We start from the raw sequence: 13,815 nt of genomic DNA on the forward strand, positions 1-13,815 counted from the left end.
AGAAATATACTTTTGTTATGTTAACAAGGAATACTAATAGAAAAGCGTGTTCCTTTTCCTTCTTTACTCTCTATGTCTATATCTCCGTTTAATTCTTTAATAGTACTGTAGGCAATCATGGTACCCAGTCCAGTGCCTTTTTCAGTTGTTGAATAAAATGGTAAGGCAATTCGTTTTAGTTGTTCGGAGGACATTCCAATTCCTGAATCAATAATATCAATAACAACATTCCCTTTAATTTTTTGTATATTAATTTGCAATACTCCACCATCTATCATAGCCTCGATACCGTTTTGTATGATGTTAGTTAAACACAGTTTTAATTTTTCAGGATCAGCATTTATAAAAAGGGAGTCTGTAATATTCAGTTTTAATTTAACATTGTACGATAGAGCGATTGGTGAAATAGCATCTTTCACCTGATTTAAAATGTGATTAATATCTAGTTTCTCTTTTATAATGTTTTGTGGTTTGGTTAAAGATAAATAGTTATTTATAGTAGATTGTATTTGCTGCATTTCAAGTAACATAATTTCTAAGTACTTATCTTGAGACATCTTAGTGTTCTCATTTTCATTTAATAATTGAGTGAATCCATGTACCGTGGTCAGTGGATTATGAATTTCATGCGCAATAGATGCAGCTAGTTCACTAGCTATATAAAATTTTTCTGCTCTTTGCATTCTTTCTTTCATTTTAAATTTCTCAATCATTCCCTCTATTAAATAAACGGATAATAATACTGTAAAAATATTAATGACTATATAATTTAATAAAAATTCAATGAGAGTAGAGCCAATTTTACCACCTGTGTTTATTTGAGTTATAATACCGAAGATAGAAAGTGAAGTTGTACATATTAAAACAAGTAGTATGCTTAATAATATCTTTTTTTCCTTGAAATAAATGGGTAACAAGTAACGAAACATTATTGTAATACCAGTAATAATAGTAAAGATAATAAATGATGGGAAAACTCCGCTTCCGCCTAAGTAAAATCTATAAGAAAGATATAAAATTCCTATAGAAATAATGCTCTTTGTATTTCCATATAGAAAAACTAATATTATTGGAATAAAACGTAAATCATAAATAAACCCAGCATGTAAATGAAAAGGAAAAGTCATACAAAAAATAATTGCAATGGAGGAAAGAACAGAAATTAATATATTATTACATGCTATTTTTTCTTTATGTTCTAGCCAAAATACTTGATAGCTAAGGATACAAATAATAATAATAAAGGTATTTAATAATAGTGTAGAAATTCCCATAGTTTATGCCTCTCTGTTAGTTTGTATGTAGTATTATGAATGAATTTAATTTAGATTTTCTATCTTTAAAAAGAAAGGGAAGGGTATTTGAAAAGTGATCTTTTACTATATATATATTAGAACCGATGAGGAAGATAGAAAAATTATCTATTAAAAAAGCTATTTTTAGTTATGTGCATTACAAATTGAAAGTAGCCCTTGTATAGGTAACAGATAATGCAATTTTTAGAATAATTACGCTTTTGGAGGAGTGAATATTCCGAAAAATAAGTATGGATGGCGACAGATATTTCATGGCCTTCGCTATATTAACATGAAATTTATCGAATTACAAATTGAAAATTAAAAATTTTTATTAGTTTATTTTATTTGAAAACGAAAAAGTATTCAACAGAATGTCACGATTTCATTGTAATATTGCTTTCTTACTTTAGTTTCCATAACTATGATCAGTGCTATGACTTACATAATAGGAAGTGAATAACAGCTGATGAAAATCCCTTAAGGAAGTTCATATTTTTTCAAAATGTATTATGCTACAAGACAGATTAGTTTTAACGATTAAAAAACTGTTGGGGTATTCCAGCAGTTTTTTGTTTTTGTGAAAGAATTGGATCCGTTATATTAGAAAGTTGTAGTATGCAAGATTGTATGAGAAAGATGGTTGATATTTTATTAACAAAACTTGGAGAGTCACTACGTCCAATTATCCTATTAGTGAAGGAATGGGCGACTAATAATATGGAGAAGGTTTTGGAAAACAGAAATAACACTAAATAATATTTTAAACCTGTAATTGTTCATTACAAACAGCTTAAAAAGAAAAAACGATTGCCTCTTAGGATCCAAGCAATCGTTTTTTTATTTTTTTCGGAGATGAAATTTGTGTTTTTGTACTCTCTCTCCATCAAGTTAAAAAAATGTTTGTTCCCCAGTAATGAAAAAAATGAATTTAATTCTCATAAATAACTGTAAAGTGGTAAAAATTTCGTTTTGGGGGTAATTCAAAATCTTAAGTTAATGGGCATGGGTTGGAACCCTTTCTTTGTTTAGACCGGATATCCGCCTGTTGGCGGTGGCCAAGCACTAAATAATCTGCGAATCAGCACAATTTCTCCTAAATGGTAGGAGTTGTGAGATGCAATATTGCGTAGAACACCGCCCGGGGTTTCACCAGGCCATTCCTCCAATGTTTTGTCCAATTGAACGGTTTGGGCAATCGCGCATGCCTGTTCAATCCCCTGAAGAAAATACTGAATAATCTGTTGCCACTCTTCCTCACTGCCAGGACATTTTTCTTCAGGCCAGCTCTCTTTTACATGGGCAGGCAATGCAGGTTTCTTCCCCTGAGCGGATAATAAGAGAAAATCTTGCCAGTAGGTCATGTGTTTCACTAATTGATAAATAGAATAAGGCAGTTCCTCTCTGCGTTTTCCCGCAAGCGCCACGTCTATATCCGACAAAGCATTCTTGATGGGAAGATGTCCTCGTTCTCCTCTTAACGATTTTACTAATGCCTCGCTAAAGGCTTTATTTGATTGTTCCATAATAACTGACTCCCATCCTGTTTTATTTTCTAATTTGCTGATTTTATGGTTCCGTCTCTTTTATATGCACTAAATATATTATAGAAGATTTACGACTATTAAGAGAAAACAAAATAAGGGAAAAATAACAAGAATTACTGACTTCTTAACGTACAATTGTAGTAACAGATAAATCGAAAGTTCGAATAACAACATCCAGGTCTGCGTTAATGTCAGCCACTTTTGATTTTAGCTTTTCCGATCCCTCCTGAATTTTATCCAATTGATTTTATCGTGAATGAACTATGAGTCGATTATAATGATTAGAGTGAACTCTAAGTCAAGAAAAAAATAATAAAAGGATAGTTAGTCCATTATGAGGGCTAACTATCCTTTTCATTTACTAAAGCAAACCTTGATGAATGAAATAAATCTCGATGTAAACTATTAAATATCAGTTCACATTTGAAACCTTTATATTATTGAATTTATCGCAATTTACCCATTTTCTTCGAAAGCTTAAATTGTACCGCAGGTACCATCTTACTGTTAATAAGATTAGTCCAGGCTGATAATGTACTTGATTACGTCCTTTTTTAGAGTACTAGTATCAGTATGTCCAAGTTTAGAAGGTTACTTACAAACGTTGTGGAGTGTTTGCACCAGAACCCTTTTTTCTGTGAAAATACTTTGGATGAGATCGAACCATTACCATTATGATCAAAAATACTACCTCTTTCAACTAAAGAAGTAGTGATAGTAACTGAAATAAAATTGTCAAAACAACACTAATAATGATAACGATTGCTAAATATATTTGCTTCTTTTGTTTTGTAAGAATCTTAAAATTCTCCCTCTTCGAATGCCATTTAATCATAAATTTAATTTTTTTTGTAAATGTGGAACTATTTCATTACTTACACTGTCTATTAAGCGTTAAAACATTTTTTATTAAATACATTAAGAAAGGAATAATCATTTTTAACTAAGGGAGAAGATTGAATTGAAAAAATTATGGATGCTGTTTTTCTTTTGTTTTGGAGTTATGTTGGTAGGATGTAATAAAAACGAACCGCCAAAACAAGCATTTGAAGAATATATCAATTTATGGAATGATAAAAAATTTGCAGATATGTATGATCATTTATCAGAACATGCAAAAAAAACGATTTCTAAAAAGGATTTCACAGAGAAATATCAAAAAATCTATGAGGGTATAGGAGTTAAGAATTTAAAAATTAAAACCAAAGGAGAGAATACTAAAGATAAAGAACGTTTTCTTTTTGAAGTTAAAATGGATACGGATGGAGGAACAGTTTCATTCATCCATGAAGCAAAACTCGTGAAAGATAAGGAATCTTGGAAAATAGATTGGACACCAGACTTCATTTTCCCAGGTATGAAAAAAGATTACAAAGTACGTATGCAAACAGAGCAAGGAAAACGCGGAGAAATATATGATCGAAATGGAAAAGGGCTTGCAACGAATGGTAAAGCGACTGAGGTTGGAATTATTCCAGAGAAACTAGGTGAAACGGCAGCGCAAACGAAAGAAACAGTAGCACAACTACTTGATATGTCTACAGAAGAGGTCGATCAGAAGCTCGCAGCGAAATGGATAAAACCAGATTCCCTTGTACCAATTGGTATTTTAAAAGAGGGAACCAGACAGAATGATTATATTGAATTAGAAGGAGTTTCATCTCGCCCAGTAAATATTCGTACGTATCCATTAGGAGAAGCAGCGGCACACTTAACGGGATATATAGGAAAGGTAAATGCAGAGGAGTTAAAATCGCTTCAAAAAAAAGGTTATCAAGCAGATGATTTAGTAGGTAAGACAGGTTTAGAGAAAGTATTAGAGAATAAATTGCGTGGTGAAAAGGGTGGACGCGTATTTATGGAAGATGAGAACGGGAAAGAGATTAAAAACTTAGCAAAAAAAGAAGCAAAAGAAGGGGAAAATGTTACGTTAACAATTGATGCTGCAATTCAAGAAAAAATCTTTAATGAGATGAAAAATGAAGCAGGATCTAGTGCAGCGGTCAATCCTAAAACGGGTGAAACAATCGCACTTGTAAGTAGCCCTGCTTATAATCCAAATACAATAGTTAGAGGAGCATCAAAAGCTCAACGGGAAGCATGGAATAACGACTCGAAACTGCCAATGATGAATCGCTTCACACAAGCATTTGTACCAGGTTCCGTATTTAAAACGATTACAGGTGCAATTGGTTTGGAAACAAACACAATAAATCCTAAGGAAGAATTTAAAATTCAAGGATTAAAGTGGACAAAAGATTCATCTTGGGGAAATTATTATGTAACACGTGTGAAGGATGCTAGTCCAGTTGATTTTGATAAAGCAATGAAGTACTCTGATAATATTTATTTTGCTCAACAAGCTTTGAAAATAGGAAAAGATCAGTATGTAAATGAATTTAAGAAATACGGATTTCATGAAAAATTACCAATTGAATACGAATTCCCTATTTCAATCATTGCAAAAGATGGGATAAAAAATGATATTCAACTAGCAGACACGGGGTACGGACAAGGACAAGTATTAATGACACCTCTTCATTTAGCATTGACTTATGCACCGATTGTCAATGAGGGTAACATTCCATCACCGCATCTTATAAAAAAAACAAAAGAAGCGGGAAATTGGAAAGAAAATGTGATTTCTACCAAGAATCAAGAGATATTAAAAAGTGCGTTAATAAAGGTTATTAATGATTCTGATGGTGCTGGGAGAATTGCTAAAGTTGATGGTGTAACTCTCGCTGGTAAGACAGGTACAGCAGAACTGAAAGAATCGAAAGAAGCAGAGGGTAAAGAACTTGGATGGTTTGCAGCTTTCGATGCAAGCGCGCCAAACATGATTGTTACCATGATGATTGAAGATGTAAAAGGAAGAGGCGGGAGTAATGTTCCAGGCGAAAAAGTAAAACATGTTTTTCAGAAATAACACTAAATTATAAGGTGAAATCTTTTTCTAAAATTATTATATGTATGCTTAACTCAAAGGTGTAAATTGGGAAAAACAAAGAACAATAAAGTTTCAAAAAAGCATTCTTTCTAATCGAGAATGCTTTTTTGTTGTATCTCTAGAAAGTTGATACCTCATCTTTATTTTCATTTCTGAAAGGTTGGCATTGCTAATAGTAAATATAAGAGTAGAACAAATTGAAATGGACAATTGAGGGTAATTTTAAACTTTAACAAAACAGTTATTTAGTAAAAAATAAATAGAGCACACAAATAAGTATGCTCTTAGAAAAAATAGGTGATACAAGTGGAGTGTTGCGTGAAATTTAAGAAATAATAATCAGATTTTTATGAGTGAATTTTTAACATTGTATGCATTACTTGTTTTTTGGAGTCTGTCATCAAAAAGAATGTAAAGGTGATTATTTAATGAAATTTATTGTACACCTTTACATTTTTCAGGAGGATGCTTCTATCAAAAAAAAGATAAACAATGGAACAAATGAAACTTGCATCATGTCTATATATTGAAACCATAATAAAAGTGAGGGCAGTTTTATGTTTATTCAAATAAGTTTGAGGTGTGGAAATGGAACAGAAGTTTATTGAAAAATGTAATCATGATGAGCTTGACTATGTTATAAAAGACTATTGGCAAGATGTATGGAATTATTCATTTATTATTACGAAAGATCCACACTTATCAGATGACATCACGCAAGATGTATTTATAAAGGTTTTTAAACATTGGCATTCATTTCGAAAAGAGTCATCTATTAAAACGTGGATATTAAAAATCACAAGAAATACTGCAATAAACTATTTGAAATCCTCCTATTTTAAAAGGATTTCTTTAATAGGATTTTTTAGTGACGATAAGCAATCTTTGTCGGCGGAACAAGAATTTTTTAAGCAAGAGGAAATGAATGATGTGTGGGAGGTTGTATTAAAACTACCTAAAAAACACCGTGAAATACTAATATTGGACGCAAAATATGAATTATCTTATGAAGAAATGGCTGAAACATTAGGAGTGTCAATTGGAACTGTAAAATCTAGATTAAGCCGAGCGAGAAGTAAGGTTTCAAAATTAATAGAGGAGGGTAGAAGTGATGAACAATAAAAAAAATCCCGACTGGTATAGCAAATTAAAAAATGGACCAATGGAGCGTCGTAAAGATGAAGAAGCATTTATTTATAAAATAAAGCAATCGATATACCAAAATAGTGAAGTAGACTCTGTACCATACAAAAGACCATTTCGTAAAAAAGCATTGCCTATTGTAGTTGTTTTGGCTTGTACAATGTTATTTTTTATTGTTCAACAACCTTGGCTTGATGATAATAAATCACCGGTACAAAGTAGTACTCAAATTAAGCCTAAAACAAAAGATGAATCTGCTCAAGATCCATCATTAAAACAATTTATGAATGAGTTATATCGAAGTACAAATTCAAAAAATGAAAATGATTTGTATAGAGCATTAAATGATGAAGTTATTTTTAAAGGGAGTATGTATAAGAAGGATGAATTACAGCTTGATGAGGATATTTTTCATGAGTTGCAAGTTGCTCTTACAATGGGAGGAGAATTTGTGAATGATACGAAGCAAGTATACAAATTGCCAAGTGGATTAACAGAAAGTGATCAGCCAAAGCAAGACCATTATATATATGCAACTGTTATTGGAAACAAAACGAAAATTTTAGCTGAACCAAATCGAGAATCACAAGTTTTATATGAAGTATCTAATGAAATGGTGAAAGCTTGGATCCCGGAAAAAGTGCAGAAGGATGGATATGTAAAAATATCGACTATTAACGGTAATACTGGATATGTACAAAAAGAGTATGTTTTAACTGATATTAAATATTCTTTCATGTTAGAAAAAAATCATGAAGGTATATGGAAAATAACAAATATAGATTCTATATGGTAAAAGAGGAAGGTTCACTTTAATGAACCTTCCTCTTTATCTTTATCCTCTTTTTGAAGTGTATTCCAAGACTCTAAAACTTTTGATGTAACGAGAGCAGCGCTGTTTTTTTCTAAATTGCCACCAGGAATAACAACAGAAATGGCTATTTGTGGAGCTTTGGCAGGAGCATATGCAATGAAAAGAGAATGATTGATCACTCTTTCTTGCTCGTTCGGAGAACCTGTAATACCCGTTTTACCTGCGACATCAAAAGGTAAGTTTTTAATCTCATCTATATTTTGACTCATCCCACCTTGCACGACACTCCAAAATTTCATAGGATAACGATTTGAACTTTCTAAGATCGGTTTAAACTTTTTTGTTTCCTTACCGTCCTGACCAATAATAGCACTTACGATTTGAGGTTTATATTTATCACCTTTACTTGCCAAAGTTGCTGCATATTGAGCAAGTTGAAGAGGGCTATGCACTTCATTTCCTCCCCAAGAGGCATTTAATAAAGCGGAGATTCCATTTTCAAACTTATTAGATGGATGAAATTCATATTGTCCGTCTTCTTCAAAGGGTAAATCAATCCCAGTTTTAGAACGAAGGCCGAATTGCATTAAATAATCCGTCCATATATTTGCCACTTTTTCTATATTCCCATTATTTTGGTTGAATAAGGGTAGAGCTACTTTTGCTGTCATAAATGTATTAGATGAATTAATGATAGCCTGACTCGGTGTAATTTCACCTGTTGGCGTTCCAGGTGCATTAGTAATGTTATTTTGATTATCATACTGAAAAGTACCTTTATCTAAATAAGTATCTTCGGGTTGAAAAAGCTTTTCGTTTAATCCAATTAAAATAGTAAGTGGCTTTATAGTAGAGGCCATATTTACATAAGACTCACCATATTTTAATTTTTGAATTGCTTTATTTTGCGAAAGTGATTTAATGTTTTTCTTTTTAGATGATACATGTGTATGTAATATATTTGGATCAAAAACTGCCGAGTTGGCCATAGTCAAAATTGCGCCAGTTTTTACATCGGTTACTACAACATAACCAGCGTTAGCATCAGGTGTTTTTTTAATTTGAGACCTTAATGCTTCCTCTGTTTTTTGCTGCAATTTAGAGTCTAAAGCTAGCCGGACATCTTTTCCTTTTTGTACTTTTTGAATGTTCCATAAGAACTTTTTATTATTCATTTTAAAAATCAGAGTTTTTCCTGGTTTTCCTTTTAAATCATTTTCATATTGAAGCTCAATCCCACTTTTCCCAACAGGTCCATATTTAGAATTAAGGTCATTTTCTACATACCCAATTAGCTGTGAACCAATTTCGTGTTTGGGATAATATCGAATCAATTCATCTTTGATTATTACATTATTGGGTTTGTTCTTGTTTATGAATGTAAGTTCATTCTCATTTATGTCAGAGTATAACGGTATATCATTCATAGTCTGCTTTTTACAAGAATGTTGTAATTGCGATTTTATGTCCTCTGCAGAAATGTCATGCTGAAACTCGCTTGAAAATTGATTGACAAAAGCTAATGTGTTTGATGTATCTTGATTCGATAGCTTTTCATAATTAAAAGTACAATATAGAGACTTAACTTTCTTATTTGTAGCTAGTATTACACCATTTTGATCAAAAATTTTTCCTCTTTCAGCTGAAGAAGTTGCGATAGTAATTGAAATGAAGTTGATTTTTAATAAAATTAGTAAAATCAAACCTACAATAGAAAGAACCGCAAAAAATCTCCATCTTTTTGTATGTAACATATAACCCTCCCTTATGTAGCCTATTTCATCTTATAGTTAATTATTTTTTTTGTAAATGTGGAACAACTTTATTACTTAGGTTGTCTATTAAGTATTACAGCATGAAGAAAGGAATAATCAGTATGAAAAGTTACTAGCAAGTCTATGTGTAAGTTTAATATGAGTCATTATACAGTTTAGCATTTCTAAAGCAAGCGACAAAGAAATAGGGAAAAAAACAGGAAGGGAGATTTATCAATTACGCGGCTAAACGAAAAGGAATTGACGCTTACAAGGATTTAGAAAAAAAGATAAGACACTATTTATAACTGAATGGTGGTTTCTAATATATAAGGAACTTATTTAGTATATTTATTTACTAAGTATTAGTGAGGAGTTCCGGAATAATTATATGGAGGATTTATGAAAGAACAAAAAGGAAAGAAGCAGAAGACATATATATCTATTCGATTAAATATAATGTTCCTTTGCATATTTGTACTATTCTCAGCTATTATTATGCAGCTAGGAAAAGTACAAATCGTTGAGGGAGAGGCTTATAAGAACCAAGTGGAAAACAGTCAAAATGAAACAACTAGTATACCAGTTCCACGTGGACAAATTCTAGATCGAGAAGGGAAAACGGTCGTTAATAATAAATCTCTTCGCGCAATTACGTATACAAGGGTGAAGGGGATTACGAGTGAAGATATTTTAAAAACAGCAAAAGAATTGGCGAAAGTACTTGAAATGCCTGAACAAGATATAAATAAGTTAACCGATATCGATAAAAAAGATTTCTGGATGCAATTGAATACGAAACGTGCGGAATCAAAGATTACTAAAAAAGACATAGGAAAGTTTAAAGAAAAGGGAATAGAGGGAAAAGAACTAGACAAAAAAATTCAAGACTTAAGACGAAGTCGCGTTATAGAAGTAGAATTGGCAGAATTAACAGCACAAGATTTAAAGGTGTTAGCTATTAAAAGTAAAATGAGTTCAGGTTATCAACTGACACCACAAATTATTAAAAAAGATGTGACAGATCAAGAATATGCGCGGATAAGTGAAAACCTTGCGGAGTTTCCAGGAGTAGATACAACAGTTGATTGGGAACGTAATTATGTAAATGGTAATTTATTTCGTTCCGTGTTAGGTAATATTACAAGTAGTGAAGAAGGACTACCGAAAGAAAACTTAGATTCTTATTTGGTACGTGGATATAACCGTAATGATCGTGTAGGAAAAAGTTATATTGAACAACGATATGAAGATGTATTACACGGCACAAAAGAAGAAGTGAAAAACATTACTGATAAATCAGGAAACATTATAAACACAGAAATAATCTCTAAAGGAAAAAGTGGTAGTAGTTTAACATTAACGATTGATATGGAATTACAAAAGAAAGTGGAAGAAAGTATAGAGAAAAATTTGAGAGCTTTTAAGAGTTCAGAGCCACTGTTGGACCGAGCGTTTGTCGTCATGACAAATCCAAATAACGGACAGATTTTATCTATGGCAGGCAAAAAGATTGTAGAAAAAGAAGGGGAAATAGAGATTGAGGATTTGGCATTAGGTAACATGACAACTTCGTATGAGCAAGGGTCAGCTGTAAAAGGCGCAACGTTATTAACTGGATATGAGACAGGGGCAATACAGCCAGGAGATCAATTTTATGATGCACCGATGAAATTTAAAGGTACACAAGCCAAGAAATCATGGAATGTATCCGGATTTGGTAATATTAATGATTTACGAGCTTTACAAGTATCTTCGAATGTATACATGTTCCAGACAGCTTTAAAAATTGCGGGAGTTAATTACGTACCGAATGGTTCATTGGATATTAAACAAGAAGCATTTGATAAGATGCGTTATTATTTTAAACAATTTGGTTTAGGGGTACCAACAGGTATTGATTTACCGAATGAAATAATTGGGCAAACTAGAAAAGTAGATAGTCAACCTGGGTTTTTACTAGATTTTTCTATCGGTCAGTATGATACTTATACGCCATTGCAATTGGCACAATATATTTCAACTATTGCAAATGGTGGATATAGAATGCAACCCCAAATTGTACAAGAAATACGAGAGCAATCAATAAAAGAAGAGGAAGTTGGCAAAGTTATACGCTCTATAGAGCCTGTCGTATTAAATCGAGTTGATATGAAGAAAGAACATATTGATCGGATAAAAGAAGGATTTAGATGGGTATTCCAAGAAGGTGATGGAACTGGCGTGAAGTATTTCAACAATGCGCCATATAAACCAGCAGGAAAGACAGGGACAGCTCAAACTGTATATGGTGGAGATGATCCAATTGGTAGAAATGCAAAAGGAGAACGTATGGAATGTTACAACTTAACATTAGTTGGATATGCTCCATATGATAATCCAGAAGTAGCATTTTCTGTAGTAGTCCCATGGCTTCATGATGATAAAAATGGAATTAATTCTATAATTGGAAAGGAAATTTTAGATGTATACTTTGATTTAAAAAAGCAACGTATACATGGTGAAGCTGCTAGTACAGATAGTTCGAATCAAAATTAGTAAAATTTGTGCACTTTTCTCAGGGGAAGAGACCCTGTTTATATAAAAGCCTTTATAAGTTAAAGAAAAAGGAAGATTTGAAATAAGAGATAGCAGCTATCATAGTTGCTATCTCTTACTTTTGTTAATATCTTGGCTACTAGTTAAAAAGGTTTTGAATTTATGGAACAAACTTGTTTCTTAGATGGTCTATTATGTGTACGTATAAAAACAGGTGTTCAAATAGGATACAGTGTATTGAATTTACTACTTGTTTTCAGTATTGAAAATTTGAAAGGAATGATGATTTTGAAAAACAAGAGGATGCTAAAAATAGGTATATGCGTTGGTATATTAGGTTTAAGTCTTACAAGTCTAGAAGCTTTTACAGGAGGGGCATTGCAAGTTGAAGCGAAAGAAAAGACCGGACCAGTTAAACATAAAAATCATGCGACGTATAAAGAATTCTCTCAACTTGAGAAAAAATTTGATGCTCGATTAGGTGTGTATGCTATTGATACTGGTACAAATCGAACAATTGCTTATCGACCTAACGAAAGATTTGCCTTTGCATCAACCTACAAGGCATTAGCGGCAGGAGTATTGCTACAGCAAAACTCAATTGAGAAATTAAATGAAGTTATCACTTATACGAAAGACGACTTAGTGGAATATTCACCTGTTACTGAGAAACATGTAGATACCGGAATGGCACTAGGAGAAATTGCTGAGGCTGCTGTTCGTTCCAGTGATAATACTGCAGGGAACATTTTATTTCATAAAATAGGTGGACCTAAGGGATATGAAAAAGCGCTTAGACAGATGGGTGATCGGGTTACTATGGCTGATCGCTTTGAGACAGAGTTAAACGAGGCTATTCCAGGAGACATTCGTGATACTAGTACAGCAAAAGCAATTGCTACCAATCTTAAGGCTTTTACGGTCGGAAATGCACTTCCAGCTGATAAACGTAAAATTCTTACAGAGTGGATGAAAGGAAATGCTACAGGAGACAAACTTATTCGTGCAGGCGTACCAACTGACTGGGTAGTTGGAGATAAATCAGGAGCTGGAAGTTATGGGACACGAAATGATATTGCTATCGTTTGGCCGCCGAATAGAGCACCCATTATCATCGCAATTTTATCCAGTAAAGATGAGAAAGAGGCTACCTATGATAATCAACTAATTGCAGAGGCTGCTGAAGTTATAGTTAATGCTCTTAGGTGATAATCTCACAATTCTTTATTTAATGTAATTAAAAATATGAACTTGGAAAGCGATTCTTTTTAATGTGAAAAGAATCGCTTTTTGTATTCCTATAATGAATAGTAAGTATATAAGCAAAAATTATTATTTCATGGACAATTTATGCCTTAAAGTGCATGAGGGGAGTTTTCTCCTGTGGTGTTCGTAGCAACAATATTATTATGTATACGATAATAATATTTTGGCGTATTTAAGCTAGTTACTCCTATATGGATATGTAATTTTACATATCCATATAAAAGACACAAATGCGTCAATCACTATTAAATTATATTAAAATCATTTTTAGATGAGGGATTCATATAGGTTTAAGGGAATCAAAATAAATTTAAATTCTTAAAACCTAACTTGAATGCAGCGAAAGATAGGTGGAAAACATTAAGAGCAGATGCGTTTACATTAAACGAAGGGATAAAAACATTAAAAATGGATCCTGTTTCTTCAAAAAAATAGGGGAATACGGGTTTTGTTGCAAGGGCATTTATACAGTCATAAAATGATTTTTTATTCTTTATAAATTGAAAAG

The 13,815-nt window shown here is 32.5% G+C and carries 8 protein-coding genes and 2 pseudogenes; 6 read left to right on the forward strand and 4 right to left on the reverse strand.

Annotation, left to right across the window (positions count from 1 at the left end):
- Positions 1 to 20 precede the first annotated feature (20 nt).
- The 3 genes and pseudogenes from NSQ47_RS06955 to NSQ47_RS06965 form a co-directional block, all read right to left on the reverse strand.
- The gene (locus NSQ47_RS06955; RefSeq protein WP_002109975.1) at positions 21 to 1,274 is read right to left on the reverse strand and encodes an ATP-binding protein; all 1,254 of its coding nucleotides are present in this window, start codon (positions 1,272 to 1,274) and stop codon (positions 21 to 23) included.
- Between the two features lie 1,049 nt (positions 1,275 to 2,323).
- Positions 2,324 to 2,821, reverse strand: coding sequence for a DinB family protein (locus tag NSQ47_RS06960; RefSeq protein ID WP_002109976.1), 498 nt, complete (start codon positions 2,819 to 2,821; stop codon positions 2,324 to 2,326).
- A gap of 151 nt (positions 2,822 to 2,972) precedes the next feature.
- Positions 2,973 to 3,068, reverse strand: a pseudogene (locus tag NSQ47_RS06965) (SDR family NAD(P)-dependent oxidoreductase); the annotation flags it as partial.
- A 735-nt stretch (positions 3,069 to 3,803) separates the two neighbouring features.
- Here NSQ47_RS06965 and NSQ47_RS06970 point away from each other — a divergent pair.
- From NSQ47_RS06970 to NSQ47_RS06980, 3 genes are all read left to right on the forward strand, one after another.
- A complete protein-coding gene (locus tag NSQ47_RS06970) occupies positions 3,804 to 5,771 on the forward strand; it encodes a penicillin-binding transpeptidase domain-containing protein (protein ID WP_341036464.1) in 1,968 nt (655 codons plus the stop codon).
- Between the two features lie 609 nt (positions 5,772 to 6,380).
- A complete protein-coding gene (locus NSQ47_RS06975; protein WP_215581757.1) occupies positions 6,381 to 6,914 on the forward strand; it encodes an RNA polymerase sigma factor in 534 nt (177 codons plus the stop codon).
- Entirely contained in the window at positions 6,904 to 7,731 is an 828-nt protein-coding gene (locus NSQ47_RS06980) for an SH3 domain-containing protein (RefSeq protein ID WP_078182092.1), read from the forward strand. The genes NSQ47_RS06975 and NSQ47_RS06980 overlap by 11 nt, the downstream gene beginning before the upstream one ends.
- 11 nt (positions 7,732 to 7,742) lie before the next feature.
- Here NSQ47_RS06980 and NSQ47_RS06985 read toward each other — a convergent pair whose 3' ends face one another.
- The gene (locus NSQ47_RS06985; protein WP_340823880.1) at positions 7,743 to 9,503 is read right to left on the reverse strand and encodes a peptidoglycan D,D-transpeptidase FtsI family protein; all 1,761 of its coding nucleotides are present in this window, start codon (positions 9,501 to 9,503) and stop codon (positions 7,743 to 7,745) included.
- 402 nt (positions 9,504 to 9,905) lie between these two features.
- Here NSQ47_RS06985 and NSQ47_RS06990 point away from each other — a divergent pair, with 402 nt between their 5' ends.
- The 3 genes and pseudogenes from NSQ47_RS06990 to NSQ47_RS07000 form a co-directional block, all read left to right on the forward strand.
- Positions 9,906 to 12,041: a peptidoglycan D,D-transpeptidase FtsI family protein gene (locus tag NSQ47_RS06990; protein WP_340823882.1), complete on the forward strand. Its 2,136-nt coding sequence runs from the start codon at positions 9,906 to 9,908 to the stop codon at positions 12,039 to 12,041.
- A gap of 282 nt (positions 12,042 to 12,323) precedes the next feature.
- On the forward strand, positions 12,324 to 13,250 hold the full coding sequence (bla, locus tag NSQ47_RS06995) for a class A beta-lactamase Bla1 (RefSeq protein ID WP_372343020.1): 927 nt from the start codon (positions 12,324 to 12,326) through the stop codon (positions 13,248 to 13,250).
- A 354-nt stretch (positions 13,251 to 13,604) separates the two neighbouring features.
- Positions 13,605 to 13,742: pseudogene (locus NSQ47_RS07000) on the forward strand (hemolysin); the annotation flags it as partial.
- Positions 13,743 to 13,815: the final 73 nt, after the last annotated feature.

Origin of the sequence: Bacillus sp. FSL R10-2780, assembly GCF_038006125.1 — a bacterium.
GTDB lineage: Bacteria > Bacillota > Bacilli > Bacillales > Bacillaceae_G > Bacillus_A > Bacillus_A cereus_U.

What these genes read in the sequence shown, in the direction of transcription:
- NSQ47_RS06955 (WP_002109975.1), bottom strand. Translation starts at nt 1,274, where the DNA reads ATGGGAATTTCTACACTATTATTAAATACCTTTATTATTATTATTTGT.
- NSQ47_RS06960 (WP_002109976.1), bottom strand. Translation starts at nt 2,821, where the DNA reads ATGGAACAATCAAATAAAGCCTTTAGCGAGGCATTAGTAAAATCGTTA.
- NSQ47_RS06975 (WP_215581757.1), top strand. Translation starts at nt 6,381, where the DNA reads ATGGAACAGAAGTTTATTGAAAAATGTAATCATGATGAGCTTGACTAT.
- NSQ47_RS06980 (WP_078182092.1), top strand. Translation starts at nt 6,904, where the DNA reads ATGAACAATAAAAAAAATCCCGACTGGTATAGCAAATTAAAAAATGGA.
- NSQ47_RS06985 (WP_340823880.1), bottom strand. Translation starts at nt 9,503, where the DNA reads ATGTTACATACAAAAAGATGGAGATTTTTTGCGGTTCTTTCTATTGTA.
- NSQ47_RS06990 (WP_340823882.1), top strand. Translation starts at nt 9,906, where the DNA reads ATGAAAGAACAAAAAGGAAAGAAGCAGAAGACATATATATCTATTCGA.
- bla (WP_372343020.1), top strand. Translation starts at nt 12,324, where the DNA reads ATGATTTTGAAAAACAAGAGGATGCTAAAAATAGGTATATGCGTTGGT.